Source organism: Bacillus sp. GW821-FHT11D08 (genome assembly GCF_058808515.1).
This window is the reverse complement of record NZ_JBXARS010000002.1, coordinates 193,918-214,129: the sequence shown is the minus strand read 5'-3', so window position 1 is coordinate 214,129 and position 20,212 is coordinate 193,918. Positions and strand designations below refer to the sequence as shown.

At 45.8% G+C, this 20,212-nt stretch carries 22 protein-coding genes; 7 read left to right on the top strand and 15 right to left on the bottom strand.

What is annotated here, in order from left to right:
• Nucleotides 1-15: 15 nt before the first annotated feature.
• Nucleotides 16-765: a bis(5'-nucleosyl)-tetraphosphatase PrpE gene (gene prpE / locus AC1RRX_RS04660; RefSeq protein ID WP_064115911.1), complete on the top strand. Its 750-nt coding sequence runs from the start codon at nt 16-18 to the stop codon at nt 763-765.
• A 33-nt stretch (nt 766-798) separates the two neighbouring features.
• Here prpE and AC1RRX_RS04655 read toward each other — a convergent pair whose 3' ends face one another.
• From AC1RRX_RS04655 to AC1RRX_RS04640, 4 genes are read right to left on the bottom strand one after another with little or no spacing between them, the layout of a single operon-like run.
• Nucleotides 799-1,692 carry an RluA family pseudouridine synthase gene (locus AC1RRX_RS04655; RefSeq protein ID WP_094032346.1) on the bottom strand — a complete coding sequence of 298 codons (894 nt, stop codon included), beginning with the start codon at nt 1,690-1,692 and terminating at the stop codon, nt 799-801.
• Between the two features lie 14 nt (nt 1,693-1,706).
• The gene (locus tag AC1RRX_RS04650) at nt 1,707-2,507 is read right to left on the bottom strand and encodes an NAD kinase (RefSeq protein ID WP_003155018.1); all 801 of its coding nucleotides are present in this window, start codon (nt 2,505-2,507) and stop codon (nt 1,707-1,709) included.
• A 17-nt stretch (nt 2,508-2,524) separates the two neighbouring features.
• Nucleotides 2,525-3,160, bottom strand: coding sequence for a GTP diphosphokinase (yjbM, locus tag AC1RRX_RS04645; protein WP_003155019.1), 636 nt, complete (start codon nt 3,158-3,160; stop codon nt 2,525-2,527).
• A 27-nt stretch (nt 3,161-3,187) separates the two neighbouring features.
• The gene (locus AC1RRX_RS04640; protein WP_003155020.1) at nt 3,188-3,553 is read right to left on the bottom strand and encodes a UPF0738 family protein; all 366 of its coding nucleotides are present in this window, start codon (nt 3,551-3,553) and stop codon (nt 3,188-3,190) included.
• 124 nt (nt 3,554-3,677) lie between these two features.
• On the opposite strand from AC1RRX_RS04640, the gene AC1RRX_RS04635 reads away from it, so the two are divergent.
• The 5 genes from AC1RRX_RS04635 (at nt 3,678) to AC1RRX_RS04615 (ending at nt 6,927) form a co-directional block, all read left to right on the top strand.
• Entirely contained in the window at nt 3,678-4,250 is a 573-nt protein-coding gene (locus tag AC1RRX_RS04635) for a CYTH domain-containing protein (protein ID WP_007409104.1), read from the top strand.
• A gap of 4 nt (nt 4,251-4,254) precedes the next feature.
• Nucleotides 4,255-4,947, top strand: a complete 693-nt coding sequence (locus AC1RRX_RS04630) for a lytic transglycosylase domain-containing protein (RefSeq protein WP_039251987.1) — start codon at nt 4,255-4,257, stop codon at nt 4,945-4,947.
• 228 nt (nt 4,948-5,175) lie between these two features.
• On the top strand, nt 5,176-5,574 hold the full coding sequence (locus AC1RRX_RS04625; protein WP_003155023.1) for a globin domain-containing protein: 399 nt from the start codon (nt 5,176-5,178) through the stop codon (nt 5,572-5,574).
• Nucleotides 5,571-6,473 (top strand): protease adaptor protein SpxH, encoded by a 903-nt coding sequence (gene spxH, locus AC1RRX_RS04620; RefSeq protein ID WP_039251990.1) that lies wholly within the window; start codon nt 5,571-5,573, stop codon nt 6,471-6,473. Before AC1RRX_RS04625 ends, spxH begins: the two co-directional genes overlap by 4 nt.
• Nucleotides 6,474-6,759: 286 nt before the next feature.
• A complete protein-coding gene (locus tag AC1RRX_RS04615) occupies nt 6,760-6,927 on the top strand; it encodes a hypothetical protein (protein ID WP_003155026.1) in 168 nt (55 codons plus the stop codon).
• A 37-nt stretch (nt 6,928-6,964) separates the two neighbouring features.
• On the opposite strand, the gene pepF is transcribed toward AC1RRX_RS04615, so the two are convergent.
• The 3 genes from pepF to mecA all read right to left on the bottom strand — a co-directional run bounded on the left by pepF (nt 6,965) and on the right by mecA (nt 10,989).
• Nucleotides 6,965-8,794: an oligoendopeptidase F gene (pepF, locus tag AC1RRX_RS04610; RefSeq protein WP_007409107.1), complete on the bottom strand. Its 1,830-nt coding sequence runs from the start codon at nt 8,792-8,794 to the stop codon at nt 6,965-6,967.
• Between the two features lie 227 nt (nt 8,795-9,021).
• Nucleotides 9,022-10,182, bottom strand: coding sequence for a competence protein CoiA family protein (locus AC1RRX_RS04605; RefSeq protein ID WP_144464041.1), 1,161 nt, complete (start codon nt 10,180-10,182; stop codon nt 9,022-9,024).
• Nucleotides 10,183-10,332: 150 nt separating this feature from the next.
• The gene (mecA, locus tag AC1RRX_RS04600; protein WP_003155032.1) at nt 10,333-10,989 is read right to left on the bottom strand and encodes an adaptor protein MecA; all 657 of its coding nucleotides are present in this window, start codon (nt 10,987-10,989) and stop codon (nt 10,333-10,335) included.
• Between the two features lie 275 nt (nt 10,990-11,264).
• On the opposite strand from mecA, the gene AC1RRX_RS04595 reads away from it, so the two are divergent.
• A complete protein-coding gene (locus AC1RRX_RS04595) occupies nt 11,265-11,921 on the top strand; it encodes a TerC family protein (protein WP_007409109.1) in 657 nt (218 codons plus the stop codon).
• Nucleotides 11,922-11,978: 57 nt separating this feature from the next.
• Here the strand turns inward: AC1RRX_RS04595 and spx are convergent, their stop codons facing one another.
• The 8 genes from spx to AC1RRX_RS04555 form a co-directional block, all read right to left on the bottom strand.
• A complete protein-coding gene (spx, locus tag AC1RRX_RS04590) occupies nt 11,979-12,374 on the bottom strand; it encodes a transcriptional regulator Spx (RefSeq protein WP_003155034.1) in 396 nt (131 codons plus the stop codon).
• Nucleotides 12,375-12,551: 177 nt separating this feature from the next.
• Nucleotides 12,552-13,130: a GNAT family N-acetyltransferase gene (locus tag AC1RRX_RS04585; RefSeq protein WP_007409110.1), complete on the bottom strand. Its 579-nt coding sequence runs from the start codon at nt 13,128-13,130 to the stop codon at nt 12,552-12,554.
• A 117-nt stretch (nt 13,131-13,247) separates the two neighbouring features.
• Nucleotides 13,248-14,435 (bottom strand): putative glycoside hydrolase, encoded by a 1,188-nt coding sequence (locus AC1RRX_RS04580; RefSeq protein ID WP_015239569.1) that lies wholly within the window; start codon nt 14,433-14,435, stop codon nt 13,248-13,250.
• 106 nt (nt 14,436-14,541) lie between these two features.
• Nucleotides 14,542-15,459 carry an oligopeptide ABC transporter ATP-binding protein OppF gene (gene oppF, locus AC1RRX_RS04575; protein ID WP_020955632.1) on the bottom strand — a complete coding sequence of 306 codons (918 nt, stop codon included), beginning with the start codon at nt 15,457-15,459 and terminating at the stop codon, nt 14,542-14,544.
• Complete coding sequence (locus AC1RRX_RS04570; protein ID WP_003155039.1) at nt 15,452-16,528, bottom strand: ABC transporter ATP-binding protein; 1,077 nt, start codon at nt 16,526-16,528, stop codon at nt 15,452-15,454. The genes oppF and AC1RRX_RS04570 overlap by 8 nt, the downstream gene beginning before the upstream one ends.
• A gap of 12 nt (nt 16,529-16,540) precedes the next feature.
• Complete coding sequence (oppC, locus tag AC1RRX_RS04565; protein WP_007409113.1) at nt 16,541-17,458, bottom strand: oligopeptide ABC transporter permease OppC; 918 nt, start codon at nt 17,456-17,458, stop codon at nt 16,541-16,543.
• A 3-nt stretch (nt 17,459-17,461) separates the two neighbouring features.
• Entirely contained in the window at nt 17,462-18,397 is a 936-nt protein-coding gene (locus tag AC1RRX_RS04560) for an ABC transporter permease (RefSeq protein WP_003155043.1), read from the bottom strand.
• A gap of 106 nt (nt 18,398-18,503) precedes the next feature.
• Nucleotides 18,504-20,138, bottom strand: coding sequence for a peptide ABC transporter substrate-binding protein (locus tag AC1RRX_RS04555; protein WP_012117282.1), 1,635 nt, complete (start codon nt 20,136-20,138; stop codon nt 18,504-18,506).
• Nucleotides 20,139-20,212 lie beyond the last annotated feature (74 nt).

Sequence of the window (20,212 nt, the reverse complement as noted above, 5' to 3'; positions counted from 1 at the left end):
AGGAGGCTGACACGAATGGCTTACGACATCATCAGCGATATACACGGATGTTATGACGAAATGATCGCGTTAATGCAAAAGCTCGGATATGAAGTGAAAGACGGAACGCCCGTTCACTCTGAAGGCAGGACGCTTGTCTTTGCAGGGGATTTAACGGACAGAGGCCCAAAATCCGTAGAAGTGATGCGTTTTGTGGCAAAAGCATATGAAAAAGGAGCCGTCCGTTATGTCCCGGGAAATCATTGCAACAAACTGTACCGTTACTTAAAAGGAAACCCCGTAAAAGTGATGCACGGACTGGAAACGACGGCAGCCGAACTGAAAGAGCTGTCTCCCGCCGACAGAACGGAAGTCTCCAGACAATTTATCCGCTTATATGAGTCAGCGCCGCTTTATGACATTTTACATAATGGCGATCTCGTTGTCGCCCACGCCGGCATAAAAGCTGACGATATCGGTAAATACTCGCGTAAGGTAAAAGAATTTGTTCTGTACGGCGATATCACGGGTGAAACGCATCCCGACGGCAGACCCGTCAGAAGAGACTGGGCCGCCGCTTATGAAGGCAAGGCATGGATTGTTTACGGCCATACCCCGGTAAAACGCCCACGGATCGTCAACCGTACAATCAACATTGATACAGGATGCGTCTTCGGCAATCAACTGACAGGCTTTCGCTTTCCGGAGCATGAAACCGTCTCTGTGGAAAGCTCAATGCCCTATGATGCCTCACGATTTCGCGAGGATCACGGAAGGCAGGCATGAAAAAAAGCCCGAAACCGGCAAACGGTTCGGGCTTTACATGTGTTCAATTAATGTTTTCATATCGTCAGGCACCGGAGCGTGAAAAACGAGCGTTTTTCCGGTCATGGGGTGTACGAATGAAAGCCGCTCACTGTGAAGAGCCTGCCGGGCAATTCCCTCATTTTTTCCGCCGTACAGTGTATCACCGACTAACGGGTGGCCGAGGTAGCTCATATGCACCCGGATTTGATGCGTCCGCCCCGTTTCCAGCCGCAGGGCTGCAAGCGTAAACGCATGTCCCGCTTTTTCCGTTTGAAAATGCGTCACCGCTCGTTGTCCCTCCGGCGTTACCATCCGCTCAATAATACTGTCGTGTTTTCTTCCGATGGGCGCGTCCACCGTTCCTTCCTTCTGCAGCATGATCCCGTGTACGACAGCGAGATACCGCCTGCTGACAAGCCCCTTTTTCTGCGCTGCCGACAAAAGAGAATGGGAAAGCCGATGTTTGGCGATCAGCATCGCCCCCGATGTATCCCTGTCAAGGCGGGTGACAAGATGAACCGTTGATTGTACGCCGCTTTTTCGGTAGTGGCTGATCACTCCGTTAGCGATGCTTTCCGACGGGTGTTCTCTTGATGGAATTGAGGAGACATACGGCTGTTTATTGACCACAAGCACATGGTCATCTTCATAAAGAATATCAATAGGAACCGGCTCAGGCAAAAGCGTTTCACTCACATGCTCCTTCGGAAATTCAATCTTAAGCACGTCTCCTTCCGCTAACACGGCGCGGACGGTTACATGCTCTCCGTTCACAAGCAGGTCTCCCCCGCCGAATTTAATGTCAGCGAGAAGCCGCTTTGAAATGCCGAGCTGCGCCGTATATTCTTTTACCGTCATGCCGGCTTCCCGGGCAGTCATGTTCTTTTGGATAAAAAAGTTGTCCAATCCGTTTCCTCTTTCTATTCGCCTTTTCCGATAAAGGAGTCCTGCACCCTTTTCCAAAACGGAAAAGGACGGAATCTTGCAAATCTGACTTTTTCATTTGCCACACGGCATAGAATGGACTTGACATCCTTATGCAGCAAGGTTAAATGATCAATTGTGACTTGAAAGTCGACGTCGTTTCTCGGTTTGATGACACAGTTATGATGATCGGGAAGCAAAAGCGGCGAGCCGACAGTCCTGAACACTCTGTTGTTGATGGATGCCATTTCCGCAAGCTGAATCGCTCTGATGGAAGGGTGGATGATCGCGCCGCCTAACGCCTTATTATAAGCCGTGCTTCCGGAAGGCGTGGACAGACATAAACCGTCTCCCCTGAACGTTTCAAACAGCTGGCCTTTAATTTCCACGTCAGCGACGAGACTGCCTTCTATGCTTTTGATCGTACATTCGTTCAAAGCCAGATACCGCTCCTCACGCTCTTCATCATGATAAGTGACAATCACCTCAAGAAGGGGATACTCCACGGTATGATACGGCGTTTTGGCGATGGCCAGAACGAGCTTTTCTATCTCCTGCGGAACCCAATCGGCATAAAAACCCAAATGCCCCGTGTGAACTCCGACAAACGCCGTTTTATCGAGACGGTCGCTGTACCTGTGAAATGCGTAAAGAAGCGTTCCGTCACCGCCGACGGAAATCACGATTTCCGGCTCTTTTTCATCCAAGGTCATATCAAAATCGAGTAAATACGCCTGTATTTTGCTTTTCAATGTATCTGAAACCTCGTCTCCTTTTGAAGAAACGGCAAATTTCATGCCATTCCCCTCCTTTCCTACTGGCGGTCTCCCGCTTTTTTCTTTCGCGAGAACGCGGCTTGGGCTTCCTGGATTTCTCCGCGGATTTCTGACATTTCTTCATCGAGCCGGGATGCGGCTTCTGAGGCCCGCTGCAGCCTCAGCTTTACTTTTTCGGGAATGTTCCCGCTGTATTTGTAATTCAGTGAATGCTCAATGGTTGCCCAAAAGTTCATGGCAAGCGTCCGAATCTGTATTTCCACAAGAACGTGCTTTTCACCGGACGTTGTTTGTAAAGGATATAAAACGACAAGGTGGTAAGACCGATATCCGCTTTCCTTATGCTCTGCTATGTAATCCCGCTTATCGACAACGGTAAAATCTTTTCTGGCAAACAGCATATTTTTGACGATCTGGATATCATCGACAAATTGGCACATAATACGCAGCCCCGCGATATCCTGCATCGTTTCAATCTGATGAAGCGGTATGCTTTTTCGTCTCGCTTTTTCAAGTATGCTCGCCACCGGCTTCACGCGGCCTGTCACAAACTCAATCGGTGAGTGGTCATCTTCATACTCATAAAGGGTTCTGACGCCTTTCAGCTTCACCTTTAATTCTTCAACAGCCTGGCGGTATGGCGCTAGAAATTGCTCCCATTGTTTGTCATCCATCGTACATCCCCCAATTCCGAACCTGTTCTAAAGAAATACGCTTTTCACTTTTTCTTCCATATCTCCGTAGTTTGCATTATCTTTAATATTTTCAAGAAGATAATCGAGTTCTTCATGCAGCCCTGAAAGTTCAACCGTTTTTCCGCCGGCCTCAAGGACCGCCGGTTTTCTTTGGTCTAAGGCTTCTTTCAGATCCGGCCAGATATGTTCTTTTATAATGACATATTCAAAAGAGTCAGCTGATTCAAGTATGTATACAAAAGCAAAGTGATCGGAATCAACAAGCATTTGACCTGAGGCTTTGCGTTCCGCTCCGCTTAAGTCCTCTCCGCACTTCAAGCGGAGCGCGTCTTCTGTTAATGATGCATTTTGGATTTCAATTCTCTTTTGCATAATGTTCTCCTTTTTTAACAAAGTACAGCATTTATTTTATCATATCAAGATCGATATTGATAAACGTAACCTCTAAAGAGATAATGGGAATTATACAATTTTTCGTCCTGAAAGGAAGACTGTCATGACCCAAGAAATAGAAATTGAATTCAAAAACCTGCTGACAAAATCAGAATTTCTGAAGCTGAGTGAAGCACTCTGCATGAAAGAACATGATTTTAAACAGCAGGTCAATCATTATTTCGACACGAAAGATTTTTCCCTGAAACAAAAAAAATCAGCACTCCGCATCCGAGAAAAAGACGGCGCGTTCGTTCTGACGTTAAAAGAGCCTGCCGCGGTCGGTCTGCTGGAAACCCACCAAGAGCTTGCGGCATTTGATCTTGACGTCTTCAAGATTCCGGATGGCCCCGTCAAACGTCAGCTGGAAGGTCTCGGAATCAACTCAGAACACATTTGCTATTTCGGGACGCTGTCGACCGCACGCGCGGAAAAAGAATCAGAAAAAGGCTTAATCATTTTAGATCACAGCCGATATTTAGAGAAAGAAGACTTTGAATTGGAATTCGAGGCTGCTGACTGGGATGAAGGAAAACGGGCGTTTGAACAATTGCTCAAGCAATTCGGCATCCCAGAGCGAATCACGAAAAATAAAATCCAGCGTTTTTATGAACAGAAACAAAAAAAGGTGGAATGACACAGTGAATATAACGAATTGGGCGGCCCTTCTCCAGCTGCAATCAATGGCGCTGCAATCAATCTCTCATACAAGCACGGCTTCAGGCGGACAATCTTCAGAAAGCCCGCTTGCAAATTTCAGCGCGCTGCTCAGCCAGTATACGGACACAGCCGTCCGGCAGCAGCCGGAATCGGGAATTTTAAACGGTGTGCGGACCGCTCACGCTTCATATTCACCGAGAATTCCCGTTTCATCCGGCTCCGCGGCTGCTTCACAGACCGCTTCCGCTTCCCCGGGCATCAAGTCTCCGGATGCGGCTTCTGATATCAGCACCGGAAACTTTTCAATAGACAGCGCCATTCAGAAAGCAGCTGAAAAATACGGAGTGGACGAAAAGCTGATCCGCGCGGTTATTAAACAGGAATCAGGCTTTAATCCGAAAGCGGTCAGCGGTGCGGGGGCAATGGGACTGATGCAGCTCATGCCTTCCACGGCAGAATCACTCGGGGTGTCAAACCCGCTTGATCCCGTCCAGAACGCTGAGGGCGGCACAAAGTACTTAAAGCAGATGCTCACGAAATACGACGGAAATGTATCTCTGGCGTTAGCCGCCTACAACGCAGGCCCCGGCAACGTAGATCGGTACGGAGGCATTCCGCCGTTTAAGGAAACACAGCAATATGTCAAAAACATAACCAAACAGTATTACGCGTAAACCAGAGAGGCTTCCTTCGCCCTCTGGTTTTTTTGCGGAGTGAAATCTTACACATGAATGAAGGCGATGTGATATGATATGAAATACAAGCGCCTGACAGAAAGGCACTTTGTTTGTAGAAATAAAATGTTATTGCTAAAATATACAGTAACTGAAGATAGTAAAACTGAAAGATAAATTCGCAATGGGAATTATGATTCCTATTAGCCATATAAAGGAGTAGTCAACATGGGACAATCGTTTAACGCACCATATGAAGCGATTGGAGAGGAACTTCTATCGCAACTTGTTGATACTTTTTATGAGCGTGTCTCGTCTCATCCCTTGCTGAAGCCGATATTTCCAAGTGATTTGACTGAAACGGCCAGAAAACAAAAGCAATTTTTAACCCAGTATTTGGGCGGACCTCCTCTTTATACTGAAGAGCACGGACACCCCATGCTCAGGGCAAGGCATCTCCCCTTTCCGATTACGGACGAGAGGGCTGATGCGTGGCTAAGCTGTATGAGCAAAGCGATGGATCAGGTCGGGCTGGAGGGCGATATTCGTGAATTTCTGTACGGGCGTCTGGAACTGACGGCCAGGCATATGGTAAACCAGTCAGAAGCGGAGGATCGATCATATTGACGAATTATCAGCATGAGCAATACTTCGCCCATTGCCACGGACATCCAAAAAAACCGCTCGAAATTTACATGTTTGTCGACCCTTTATGTCCTGAATGCTGGTCGCTGGAGCCCGCCATAAAAAAATTAAAAATCAAATACGGTCGTTTTTTTACGCTGCGGATCATTGTTTCCGCGAGCATTACATCGCTGAATAAGCAAAAGCGGAAAAAACACCTTCTTGCCGAAGCTTGGGAAAAAATTGCGAACCGTTCCGGGATGCCCTGTGACGGAAGCCTTTGGCTTGAGCAGGATCAGCCTCTTTCATCGCCCTACCTTGCCGCACTCGCTTTAAAAGCGGCCGAACTGCAGGGAAGAAAAGCGGGCATTCTGTTTCTCCGCAGCATGCAGGAAAGCCTGTTTGTTTCCAAGCAGAATATTACGGATGAAGACGTTCTTTTAGAAATTGCCGAAAAGACGAAATTGGATGTTGAAGAATTCAAGCGCGACCTCCATTCGCAAAGCGCGGTAAAAGCGCTTCAGTGCGATATGAAAATCGCGGCGGAAATGGACGTCACCGTCAACCCGACATTGACGTTCTTTAACAGCCTGCATGATGATGAAGGGCTGAAGGTTCCCGGCAACTATTCTTATGACGTATACGAAGAGATCTTATTCGAAATGCTCGGGGATGAACCGAAGCCTTCTGAAACGCCGCCTTTGGAATGTTTCATTGAATATTTCCGGTTTGTCGCATCGAAAGAAATCGCACTCGTTTATGATTTGAGTCTAGAAGAAGTTGAAAAAGAAATGAAAAAACTGGCATTCGCCAAAAAGGTCGCCAGAGTGGAAGCAAAGCACGGTCTGTTTTGGAAGTCTCTGACCGGCACCCAGGAGGATGTCACCTGTTGTGATCATTAAAAAAAGCTGATTCCTTACGGAGCCGGCTTTTTTTTGTGCAAATAAAGAAACCGCGCCGGGATAAGCGCGGTTTCATATGTCTTAACGACAACAAAGGGGATGGGAGAAATTTTTCACGGTCAAACAAAGGGGTAATGTTTGTTTGTGATCAATTTCACATCCTTATCATATCAAATCTTGTCGAGTTTTGACAAGCCATAAGATTAATGTTCATATTTTTGTCACAAAACATAACTGACTGCTTGTTTTCATAGAATATATCAATCATAAACAAGGAGGGAAATCAATGCTCCGCACCGTATTGATCATCGGAATGATTGTGTTTTTCTTCTTTTTAAACCTGCTGGCCATGATGCACATGCTGCCGATTTACATTACATCTCCCCTGCTGTTTCTGTCCATATTATTTGCCCTGTATCGGCTGAATCACAGAAAAACGTTTAAAGGGTTTTAAAAAAAGCCTGCGCATCTTATGCACAGGCTTTTTTGAACTACGAAGGGTTCACTTTCGAAAGAAGCTCTTCCATCTCGTTCAGTTTCTCTTCAAACATTTTGCAGGCCGCCTCGATCGGTTCAGGCGATGTCATATCGACTCCCGCTTTTTTCAGTATGTCGATCGGATATTCCGAGCTTCCCGCTTTTAAGAATTCGGTATAGCGCTCCACCGCAGGCTTGCCTTCTTTTAAGATCTGGCTGCTCAGCGCTTGGGCCGCACTGTAGCCTGTCGCATATTGATACACATAATAATTGTAATAGAAATGCGGAATTCTTGACCATTCCAGACTGATTTCTTTATCAATCACCATGTTGTCACCGAAATACTTTTTATTCAGATCATAATAAAGTTCGTTCAGCAGTTCAGGCGTTAGCGGCTCGCCTTCCTGTGCTTTCGTATGAATCAGATGCTCAAATTCAGCGAACATCGTCTGTCTGAACACTGTGCCTCTGAATCCTTCAAGCATATGGTTGAGCAGGTACAGACGCTGTTTTTCATCCTTTAAGCTGTTCAGCATATATTCACCGAGCAGCGCTTCATTAGTCGTTGAAGCAACTTCAGCGACAAAAATGCTGTAGTTACCGTACGGATACGGCTGATATTTTCTCGTATAGTAACTGTGCACGGAATGGCCGAACTCGTGAACGAGCGTAAACAGATTATTGACATTGTCATGCCAGTTCATCAAGATGTACGGATTCGTGCCGTATGTACCGGACGAATAAGCACCGCTGCGTTTTCCTTTATTTTCGTATATATCGACCCAGCGGTTTTCAAGTCCTTCTTTTAAAATAGACGCGTATTCCTCGCCCAGCGGAGCAAGTCCTTTGAGCATATAATCTTTCGCTTCCTCATATGTGACCTTCATTCCCGAATCTTTTACGAGCGGTGTGTAAAGGTCATAAATATGGACTTCATCAAGGCCGAGAACCTTTTTCCGCAGGTCAATGTAACGGTGTAATAACGGAAGATGTTTATTGATCGTTTTAATAAGGTTATCGTAAACTTCTTCAGGGATGCTGTTATTGGATAAAGCCGCTTCCCGTGCTGATTTATATTTTTTCACACGGGCGTAAAAATTATCTTTTTTCACAGTGCCGCTGAGTGTAGTCGCCATCGTGTTTTTATACTGTCCGTATGTTTTATATACGGCTTCAAATGCGTTTTTGCGGACTTCACGATTGCTGCTTTCCAGGAAATTAATAAAGTTGCCGTGTGTGATTTGAGTTTCCTTGCCGTTTTCATCTTTAATTGACGGAAACGTAATATCGGCGTTATTTAAAACACTGAATGTATTGGAAGGCGACGACAGCGCTTCTGAGGCTTCCGCAAGCAGGGCCTCTTCTTGTTCGCTCAGCACGTGCGGACGCTGTTTTGTAATTTCTTCAATTGCATGGGAGTAAAGTTTAAGCTCCTCTTTTTCCAGAATAAACTGGTGCAGCTTGTCCTCCTGAATCGCCAGAATTTCCGGTTCAATGTAAGCAGTCGCGCTGGCAGCCTGGGAATACAGGCTTGCGGCTTTGTCGTTCAGCCCTTGGTAGAAAGAATTTCCCGTATCCTGGTCTGAGCGCATATGCGCGTATGCATAAAGTTTCCCAAGGCGGTTCGTCACTTCATCCTGTGCCGTAAGCGCCGCGTATAAATTATCAGCCGAATGAGCAAGCGTGCCTTTAAAAGAAGATAAATTCGGGATTAATTCTTTAACTGCTTGAAATTCTTTATTCCAGGCCTCATCACTAGGAAAAATATCCTCTAGTCTCCATGTATGCTCTGCCTTTACTTCACTTCTGTCAGGCAGCTGTGCTGCTTTATTTTCCTCAGTCATGGTGATCCCCCTCGTTTTCTTTACTTCAAGCCAATTGAAAAAACGATTGTTTCTCCAAAAACTTGTGTTGTGATTATCTTCCGGCTTTTCACTGCCTTTTGTCAAATTATATGCGGCATATAAGACCGAGCATACCAATAATACAGTGAAAAAACGAAAACAAAATGCTTGTATGCCCCTCACATTCGCCACCACCTTGACGTTAGGGTGAACGAAATGAAGCATTCTCATTCCCCAAAAAAGAGGAGATCCCTCCGGCGCAGCTCTTCTGCCGTTTGAGGGAGCTTCCGTTGAGATGAGGGCATATATACTTCATTCTCAATTTCCCTTAAAAAATCCTGCAAGCATAAGAAATCAGCATATTGTTTTACCGCCATTCTGATAAGGCTATCTTGTGAACCATACCGCATCCGAATCTCCTTACGCCTGATTTTTTGCCGCAAATCATGAACCATGCCGGATAATCGGATCGGCGCGCCTTTTTTAGAAAGTTCCGCAAGCCGCAAGTATAAATGGCTCTGCCACACAAAAACGGGACTGGCAAACACAAAGCCCGCTGAAACGGGAATAAACACTTCAGATGGGAGAAATGGAAATGCAACCTGATGTCTTTCGTAAAAAAGACGCCGGATAAGACCGGCATCTTCAGATAAAAACCGCCCGCTTTTGCTGCGGAAGCCGGCTACGGCACGTCCCCACGAGGGAAGTCTGACGCTGTGCCGCCCTTCCGGATGACAAATGTCTTTCAGGTTTGCTTTGTGAAGAGGGATTGTGGTTAAGCCGGCATAAGAATAGCCGGTGTAAAACGGAGTGATGGAATGCAGCCTGTAAAAGGAGCGGGCGTCGGGGCAGTAAAACAGTAAGGAGGAAAATGAATGGACTTCAAAGAACTGCCAGTGAAAAGCAGAAAGCCGGAAAAATTGCGCGGCCATCCGTTTTAACCGTTTTGCCCCGATGATCCAGATCGGCCGGTACCCGGCGTTTTTCAGGCCTGCCGTCCGGCTCTTTAAAGAGTCCGCCGAAAGATTCGCACATTGAAATTCAAAAGCCAGCCTCTCTTCTCCGCTTTCTGCCGTCAAGTCAGGCCGCTGTCCAGCGGAAGTCAGATACGGTTCCAGGCTGACGCTGCACCCTTGTGTCTTCAGCCAGAGAAAAAGCTGTCTTTTTCCCTCCAGATGGTATTCGCTTTCAGGTTCGGATTCCCCGGGACACAGCCTGCTTTTTTTATGAGCGAAGTGCGGCAGTTTCTCCCGCCCCAGTTTGATATCAAGCTCACTTTTGCAAACGGGGCAGAACCAGCGTTTCTTTCTCAGCTCCGCCGCTTTTTCCTTTGAATAGCTTCCGGCCAGCTGAATGAGCCGTCCGTCGGCATTCACAGCACTGAACATGTTGCATCTTCTCCTTTCCTGAATCTTGTTGTATTCAGCAGGAAGAAGGCATACTCCTGTTTACGGATGAGAGCCGTTATACGGTTTTCATCCGTTCATCATGTCATTCAGAATAAAAAAAACCGATTTCTGCTGAGAGAAATCGGTTTGTTATGATGCAAAGTGTTTTTTTATTGTATATAACGCATGATCAGCGATCACCAATTTGCCGTATTCTTCAAGACGGTGAATGCTGACTGATGATTCGTGCGCGTACTCCAACAGGATGCTTAGCTGATTTTCAACCTCTTCATCAGTTTGCTCATAAAAATCTGCATATAAATAATATCGGTCTTCAAACGAATACAGGGTCGTTTTGATTCCGTTAAGATTCAATTTTGATAGCGAGATGAGATCCTCAAAATCATCGAACCGCAAAGTGAACTGAAGCTTTTGCTCCTTATCTTCCCGGCTCTCGGCCTGCTCTTCTTTCTGGAAATCATCAAGTAAAGCATCGAGATTTTCATCTGCCGGCTCTTGTTTTTTATCTTCCGGGATCGGCAGTTCGAGTTTTTGTCCGTCCTTGGAAAGCTGGGCTTTTGTTACGATTATTTCCAGTCCTTTGTCCAATGCCTGAACCTGAATCCAAAGAGGACCCTCGACAGCGAATTCCTCTTCATCATGCACTTCATCCATGACTTCCCAGAACAGTTCTTCACTGCGCTCGCGATTGTACCAGATTTCTTCTCTGTCAAAACCGCGATCTTCAATATCACCATAAGACATATAAAATTTTACAGTATGCTCATTAATTCTTTCTATTTCCATTTTGCCAACCTTCCCTTCTTTATAAGATGTTGAAGGGACATCTAAGCTCCCGATGAATAGTACTTTACTACACTTTACCCATTCCGTCCACATCTTAACCTTATAGAAGACAGCGCAAATTCTTTATATTTCTATTTTATGATAAAACAGTTATAAAAGAAATAAAAAAGCATTTTCACACCGAAAAACAGGCTTTCTCCCGGTTCCCATCATAAATAGCGCACTGCTTCATATATTAGCTGTACAAGCAATCGATCTATAAGCGAGGTGTTACCATGCCGCACGATTACCTGCTGTCCCTTCTGCTTATTATCGGGATTGACCTTATTCTCGGCGGTGACAATGCCGTCGTTATCGCGATGGCCAGCCGGAATCTGGCTCATAAACAAAGACAGCAAGCGATCATCTTCGGAACGTTTATCGCAGTCGTCTTGAGAATCGTTCTGACGAGCGCTGCGGTCTATTTATTGAATGTTCCTTTTTTACAATGCGCAGGCGGGGTATTTTTATTGTATCTCGGCTATCAGCTTCTGATTGAGAAGAAAGATGCGCAGCATGTGAAAAGCAGTTCTTCTCTTTGGAAAGCCATCCGCACAATCGTTATGGCTGATATCTTTATGTCGCTTGATAATGTCATCGCAGTAGCCGGCGCTTCTCACGGTGAGCTGACACTTGTAGTCATCGGCCTCTTCATCTCGGTGCCGATTATCATTTGGGGCAGCAAGCTCGTTCATGCCGCCATGGACAAAATGCCTTTATTGATGTACGCCGGGAGCGGTCTTCTCGCATTTACCGGCGGTGAAATGATTGCCGGAGACAGCAAGCTGTCATTTTTCATGGCAGAACACGGCATTATACAAATGACGCTGCCGATTTTGACCGTCGTATTTGTTATCCTCGCCAGTATGATTTACCAGCAGACTGAAAAATAACAAAAAGCCCAAACCGCGATGGTTTTGGGCTTTTTCCATGCTTATCGTAAGCTTATATCAGTTGGCAAGACGCTGTGCTTCTCTTAATTGGAAAGAACGCACTTTTCTTGGCAGGAATCGTCTGATTTCATCTTCGTTATAGCCGACTTGCAGACGTTTTTCATCAATGATAATCGGACGGCGGAGCAGTCCCGGATGCTCATTGATCAAAGTATATAAGTCTTGAAGCGGCATAGATTCAACATTTACGTTCAGTTTCTGGAATACTTTAGAACGGGTAGAGATAATTTCATCCGTACCGTCTTCAGTCATACGCAGAATCTGCTTGATCTCATCAATTGATAACGGCTCGGAGAAAATGTTTCTCTCTACAAACGGAATCTCGTGCTCTTCAAGCCAAGCTCTTGCTTTTCTGCATGACGTACAGCTAGGTGATGTGTATAATGTAACCATTAATCTTCACTCCTCTAATTAGTAGGATGAACATGTTGTATTCTCAAATTGAAATAACTTTAAAAAAGGAATCTTTATAGGTATTATACTATAAAAAAGTAAGTGTGAACAGTCTCCTGAGAAAAAAATGTGTCAATCCGGCAAATTTACGGCTGGCGGATGTTTCCCCATTCTCAATTAGCTCAGCTGATCGAAAATGTTTTTTCGTTTTTTCTCATCAATGACTTTGAGAACTTCATCCGTTTTTTCGTATGATTCTCCGTACCATTTTTCATCTTTATAAGTGTGAATGTTTTCATATGTCTGTTTCATTGCTTCAAACATTTCTTCTTCTGATTCCGTCTTAGGTGACCAGTACAGAATCTCCATTTTGTTCACTTCATTCGTAGCCAATGACCGGCGCCGATACCCGATTGACTGCGCGTGCTTGAAATGCTCTCTTTGGTAAAAACGCAAGCGTTTCTGTGTATCCGTGTCATCCTCGTCAACAGGCTCCACCTCAAGCAGAATCGGCTTGTTTTTCTTTTTCAGCCTGCCGATCAGCTTGCTTCCGAGGCCTTGTCCTCTGGATTTCTTTGACACAAACAGGTAATCAATAAAGATGAAAGAGTCAAATTCCGCATACATCAGCACGTGGTACTGCCCCTCTTCTTTATGATAAACATCGCTTTGCTCCTTTAACAGAGCTTCCATATGCGCTTTTGATTTCATTTCTTCAATCGGAAAATATTCACTCAGCTTTTCGTACCAGTTCATTCATTTGCTCCTTATGGGTTCGTTGTCTTCACACTTTTAGATATACCCCATTTCCGATTGTTTAAACAATCTTACATCTATTAAGACGTGTGATCCTTTAACATGGTTTCAATTTTTTTAAAATGGTGTGTAATCGACGTTTTTGGTATAGCGGTTTGCCGCGTCCCACAATAAAAATTCGTCAATTCCTTCATCATGCAGCGCTTTAACCTGGTCTTCCACCTGGCGTTTTCCGTACTTTTGATAATTTCCGCTGCCGAGATATGATGCCGTGAAGTCCTGAAGCCACGGACGCGATACAGGCGGGTGTTTCAGCTTAGACAGTTTTTTATGTTCCACCTTCGCGTATTCTTTGACGACTTTGTAAGGCTCAAGATCCGGTTTATCAATGCCGAAATAGCTTGTCCAATGGCTCGGATAAATCATGGATGAAATGACATCGACCTGTTCTGAAATTTTGCTGAAATTCTGGCCGATCCCAGGCGCTTCCGGCAGCGTGGCTGAATAGCCGAAAATATCAACCGACACATCCGCGCCGTACGGCTTGAGTTTTTTCTTCGCATAACCGACAAAATCGGTGACGGCGTGAACGCGTTTTTGCACATTGCTGTCTGCTGTTTTTCCGTAATCGCCGTGTCCGTATGTCAGTTCGTCATCACGTTTTTCAAATCCTTCAGGAAAACGGACATAATCAAACTGAATTTCTTGAAAACCCATCTTTACGGCTTGTTTTGCAATCTTTACATTGTAATCCCATACTTCTTTCATAAACGGATTGACGAACGATTCGCCGCGGCCGTTTTTCCAGACACTTCCGTTTTTTTCTTTAAAAGACCACTCCGGCTTTTTGTTCGCGAGTTCGCTGTCTTTAAATACGACAATACGCGCGATCGGATAGATCTTTTTTTCCTCCAGCTTTTTCATCATCTTTTTTGGGTCTTTGATGTACGGCTTGGCGATTTTGGCATACTCAGAATGGCCGTCCGGCTTAAAGGTGAGGTTTCCGTTGTCATCCTTGACATCAATCACCATTGTATTGAGCTCCGTTTTGTCCACAAAGTCTGTCAGCTCCCCGAATTTGCTTCCTCCCGCTGAATGCCCTGTGACGTAAATGCCCCGCACCTTATCAGGATGTGAAAAATGCAGCCCTGACGGATAAGCGAACCGTGCATTTGATTTCGGCAGTTCTTTTTCGGCCAGCGCTATTTTTACAAGCGGCTGCTCCTCTTTCGCAGCGGCGTGGGCCGGATAAGCGGCTGCACTGATAAACAGTCCCGCACAAATGGCGCACAAAATGGTTTTCATACTGATCTCCCCCTTTTTTTCCATTATAGAAAAACGGGAGCAGGCTTAATAAACTTGAATGTGCGCAAAAAAATCCTCCAAGACTGAGTCTTGGAGGATGATACGTTTATAGATAGGTTTTAAATTCAGCTTCTGTGCACATGACAAAATGTCCCGGTTTCACTTCTCTGAATTCCATTTTTTCTCCGTCTTGCAGCTGATGAACTGCCGGATCGTATTTCTTTCGCGTGCGATTTCTTTCATAGTCCGGATCAGGGAGCGGGATAGCGGACAGCAATGATTTCGTGTATGGGTGAAGCGGGTTTTCGTAAAGCTCATCCGCCGGCGCAAGCTCCACCAATTTTCCGAAATACATGACGCCGATGCGGTCGCTGATGTATTTGACCATTGATAAATCATGGGCGATAAACAGGTAAGTGAGCCCTTTTTCTTTCTGCAATTCTTTCATTAAATTGACGACTTGCGCCTGAATGGAGACGTCAAGCGCCGAAATCGGTTCGTCCGCGATGATAAACTCCGGATCAACCGCCAGCGCTCTGGCGATTCCGATACGCTGTCTCTGTCCGCCCGAAAATTCATGCGGGTAGCGGTTGGCGTGCTCTTTATTTAAACCGACCGTTTCCAGCAGTTCGTGAACCCGCTGCATCCGCTCTTTTTTCGTTTTTGCCAGGCGGTGAATATCTATTCCCTCGGCAATAATGTCGGCGACTGTCATTCTCGGATTTAAAGATGCGTACGGATCCTGGAAAATCATCTGCATTTTCCGGTTAAACTCCAGCAGCTTCTTGCGGGATTTTTTCCCGTGGACATTTTCCCCGTTAAAGAGAACTTCCCCGCCGGTTGCCTCATACAGCCGGATAATACTGCGGCCCGTCGTTGATTTACCGCAGCCCGATTCTCCGACAAGGCCGAGCGTTTCGCCTTTATAAATATCAAATGACAAATCATCTACGGCTTTTACCGTTCCTTTCTGCGTGAAAAAATGCTGTTTTAAGTGTTTGATTTCGAGAAGTTTCTCAGTCATTTTTTTCACCTTCCTTCATTAAAACAGGATGCTGATACGTATTCGGAAGCTGACGGATTTTAGCCTTCACCGCTTCAGGGGGCTCGACCTTAGGCGCATCAGGATGCAGAAGCCACGATTTCACGAAATGCGTATCAGACACTTTATACATCGGCGGTTCCTGTTCAAAGTCAATTTTCATCGCATATGAGCTGCGGAGCGCAAATGCATCCCCTTTCGGAGGATTCGTCAGATCAGGCGGCGTGCCCGGGATGGCCGTCAGTTTTTCCTGATCGGTGCTGTCCAGGCTAGGCATTGAGGCAAGCAGTCCCCACGTATATGGATGGCGCGGATCATAAAAGATTTCATCCACCGTGCCCGATTCGACGACCTGACCCGCGTACATGACAGCGACCCGGTCGGCGACATTGGCGACAACGCCGAGATCATGCGTGATAAAAATGATAGACGTATCAATTTTCTTTTGCAGATCTTTCATCAGCTCAAGGATCTGTGCCTGAATCGTCACATCAAGAGCTGTTGTCGGTTCATCGGCAATTAACAGTTTCGGATTTGCCGCAAGCGCCATCGCGATGACGACACGCTGTCTCATCCCGCCTGAAAATTCATGGGGGAATTGGCCGATCCGTTTTTCGGGCATCGGAATTCCGACGAGATCAAGCAGCTCTATGGCGCGCTTTTTCGCCGCTTCACTTGAGATTTTTTCATGTTTGAAAAGCACTTCCGTAATTTGTTTGCCGACTCTCATCGTCGGGTTCAGAGAGGTCATCGGATCTTGGAAAATCATTCCGATATCCTTTCCTCTGATGGCCTGCATTTCTTTTTCAGACATCGGCACGATATCGCGTCCGTCAAAAAGAATCTGTCCTCTTTTAAAGTAGCCCGGCGGCATCGGGATCAGCTTCATAATCGCTTGGGAGGTCACACTTTTTCCGGAACCCGACTCCCCCACGATCGCCAGCGTCTCTCCTTTATTCAAATGGAAATTCACGCCGCGGATTGCCTGTACCTCTCCGCCGTATGTTTTAAATGAAATGGCTAAGTCTTTTACTTCTAGCAAACGTGTCACTCATATCACTCCTTATTTGCGTAACTTAGGATCCAGCGCGTCTCTTAACCCGTCGCCGACAACGTTAAAGCCGAACATCGCCAGGCAGATAAAGCCGGCAGGGAAGAACAGACGCCAAGGGTAATAGGTTAATGCAGGCAATCCGTCTGAGGCCATCGTTCCCCAGCTCGCAAGCGGCGCAGGTACGCCGAGGCCCAAATAACTTAAAAACGCTTCTGTAAAAATCGCCGTCGGAACCGTCAGTGTCATCGTTACGAGGATAGAGCCCATCGCGTTCGGGACGATATGCTTAAACAAAAGCCGGCCGGTTTTGGCGCCGAGTGTCTGTGAAGCAAGAACATACTCCTGATTCTTTAATTGCAGCACCTGTCCGCGGACGATTCTCGCCATATTGATCCAGCCCGTTATTGTCATGGCGACGATAATGGTGAGCAATCCTTTCGGCAGAACAACCATCAGCAAAATAACCATTAATAATGAAGGAACAGCCCACAGAATGTCGGCGATGCGCATCATCACTTCATCTGTGCGTCCGCCGCGGAAACCGGAAATGCTGCCCCAGATTACGCCGATTAATAAATCAAGCACGGCAGCTGCGACACCGATAAAGATAGAAATCCGCGCGCCCACCCATGTCCGGACGAATATATCCCTTCCAAGGTCGTCCGTGCCGAACCAATGATCTTTCGACGGCGCTTTATCCGCATTTAATAGATTGGTAGTGGCATAATCATACCTTGAAAAGACAGGCGCAAAAATCGCCATCAGAATAATAAGAACGATCAGTACGAACCCGACCATCGCAAGCTTATTGCTGCGGAAGCGGAGCATGGCGTCTTTCCAGAGGGAAAGGCTTTTTTTATTTATTTTTTCGGCATCGCCGGCATTAGCTGAAGCTGGTTCAAACATATTTTTAGGAATGTTCTGCATGGTCTAGGCTCCTTTCTTTGCTTTGGAAAGCTTGATTCTCGGATCGATTAATCCGTACAGCACGTCTACAATTAATACGCATAAAAGCAGGAGCACGCTGAAGAACACGGTAACTCCCATAATGACCGTATAATCACGGTTTGTAATGCTGTTTACAAAATGCGCGCCTAAACCGGGAATTCCGAAAATGGATTCAATGATGAAACTTCCCGTTAAAATGGATGCCGCCATCGGCCCCATATATGTCACGACCGGCAAAAGCGCGTTTCGAAGCGCATGGCGCACGGTGACTGACGGACGGGAAAGTCCTTTAGCTTTTGCAGTCCGTATGTAATCGCTGTTTAACACTTCAATCATGCTTGAACGGGAGAGTCTGGCAATGAACGCCATCGGCATGGAAGCGAGCGCAATAGAGGGCAGAAAGGTGTATGCCCAGGATTCCCACCCTGCGACCGGGAACAGTTCTAATTTAATTGAGAAAATATATTGCAAAATCGTCGCCAATATAAAGCTCGGAACTGAGATCCCAAAGATCGTTAAAATCGCAATGGTATAATCCTGCCATTTATTATGGTACAGGGCAGCAAGCACCCCGAAAAGCACACCGAACGCTAAAGCGAGGAGAATAGCTTCTGCACCGAGAGTGAATGAGACGGGGAAGCCTGAATTGATTAAATCATTAACACTTTGGCCTTTATATTTAAAAGAAGGTCCGAAGTCCCACATCGCCACAGATTTTAAGTAGCTGACATATTGAACGAAAAGAGGCTTGTCCAGGCCATAGTGTTCGTTTAAGTTTGCCTCAATTTCAGGCGGCAGCTTTCTTTCGCCGGAAAATGGTCCGCCCGGCGCTGCCTGCATTAAGAAGAATGTGGCGGTCACAATCACAAACAGCGTGATGATCATGTAAATGAATCGTTTACCGATATATTTCAGCAAGGTGAACACCTCCATGTTTTTTACAATTTTATACTTAATCAGTAAGAAAGGTATATGGGGACATCCTCCCCATATACCTTGGGTCTTTTGTTTTCAGAACCGTCTTTTATTCAAAAGAAGCATTTCTGAAGTAAACTTCGCCTGTTCCTGTCAAGATCACATTTTTGAGGTTTTTATCCTGCACCCAAGGATCCGTATAGAAATAAACTGGCGCGACCGGCATTGCGTCAATAAAGATCTTTTCTGCTTTTTTCAGCTCTTCGATACGTTTATCCGGATCCGTTTCAAGCTGAGATTGGTTCAGCAGCTTTTTAAACTCAGGATCTTCCCATCCGGTATCATTGTTTCCGCCTTCTTTATCACGGAACAATTCTAGGAAGTTGATCGGATCGTTGAAATCGCCGAGCCAGCCCATACGCCCGATTTGGTAGTTCTGGCTGTGCAGCTTGTCGATGTAAACATTCCATTCGGAGTTATCAAGCTCAACTTTGACGCCCAAGTTCTTTTTCCACATTTCCTGTACGGCCTGCGCAATTTTTGCATGCGCGTCATCCGTATTGTAGGACAGTTTGATCGCCGGAAGGTCAGAGGCATTCTTGACGCCTAATTCCTTCAGTCCTTTATTTAAGAACTCTTTAGCTGATTTGACGTCATTGTCTTTGAAATAACCTTTTGTGTTATCCTTGAATCCCTTCATTGACGGCGGCACCGCAGCCATGGCCGGGATCTGTTCGCCCTGCGTTACATTTTTTACGATGGACGAGCGGTCGATCGCATAAGCAAGGGCTTTACGGATGTTAACATTGTTCAGCGGTTTCGCTTCTGTGTTGAATTTGTACCAATACACGCCTGCGATCGGTTCAACGTGAAGAGATCCGTCTTTTTTCAATGTCGGCAGAGATTCAGTCGGAAGCTGTCCGAGCGGCATTCCTGCCCAGTCAAGCTCACCGGCCTGGAATTTTTTCAGTTCGGTGTTGTTATTGTTAATCATCACCATGTTGATTTTCTTCAATTTCACAGCGTCTTTATCCCAATATTGATCGTTCTTTTCGAGCGTGATGGAACCGCTGTGTTTCCAGGCCGTCATTTTGAACGGGCCGTTTGACACATAATTTTCGCCCGCGTTTGTGTTCCAGTTTTTATGTTTTTCCGCGATTTTCTTGTTGATCGGCATATACGTATAGAATGAAGTTAATTGCGTGAAATAAGGTGTCGGGTTATTCAGTTCAACCTTTAATGTTTTGTCATTTACGGCTTTTACGCCTACATCATCAATCTTGCCTTTTCCTGTATTGGCAGCTTCAGCGCCTTTAATGTAGTAGAGCTGATAAGCATATTGTGATTCGTTGTTCGGGTCAAGCGCCCATTTCCACGCATATTCAAAATCCTGCGCCGTCACAGGGTCCCCGTTAGACCATTTCGCACCGTCACGAATCGTAAATGTATAGGTCTTTCCGTCTTTGCTTGTTTCAATTTTAGATGCCATTCCTTCTTCAGGCTCACCTTTGGAGTTTACGCGTGTCAATCCTTCAAAAGTCTGGCGGATTACGCCTCCTGAAACGGAATCATTCGCTAAACCCGGATGCAGTGAGAACGGCTCGGTTTTAATATTGATATTAAGTGAAGTCTGTCCTTTGGTGTCTTTTTTACCGCCGCCTGATCCGCCGCTGAATCCGCCGCACGCACTTAATACAAGCGAGAAGATAAGCATCAAACCTACAATAGACCAACGCTTTTTCATGCACTAACCCCCTAATCAAATTTTTCAGCCTTTACTACTAAATACTCAGAAATATCAGACAAAATAACTTAATA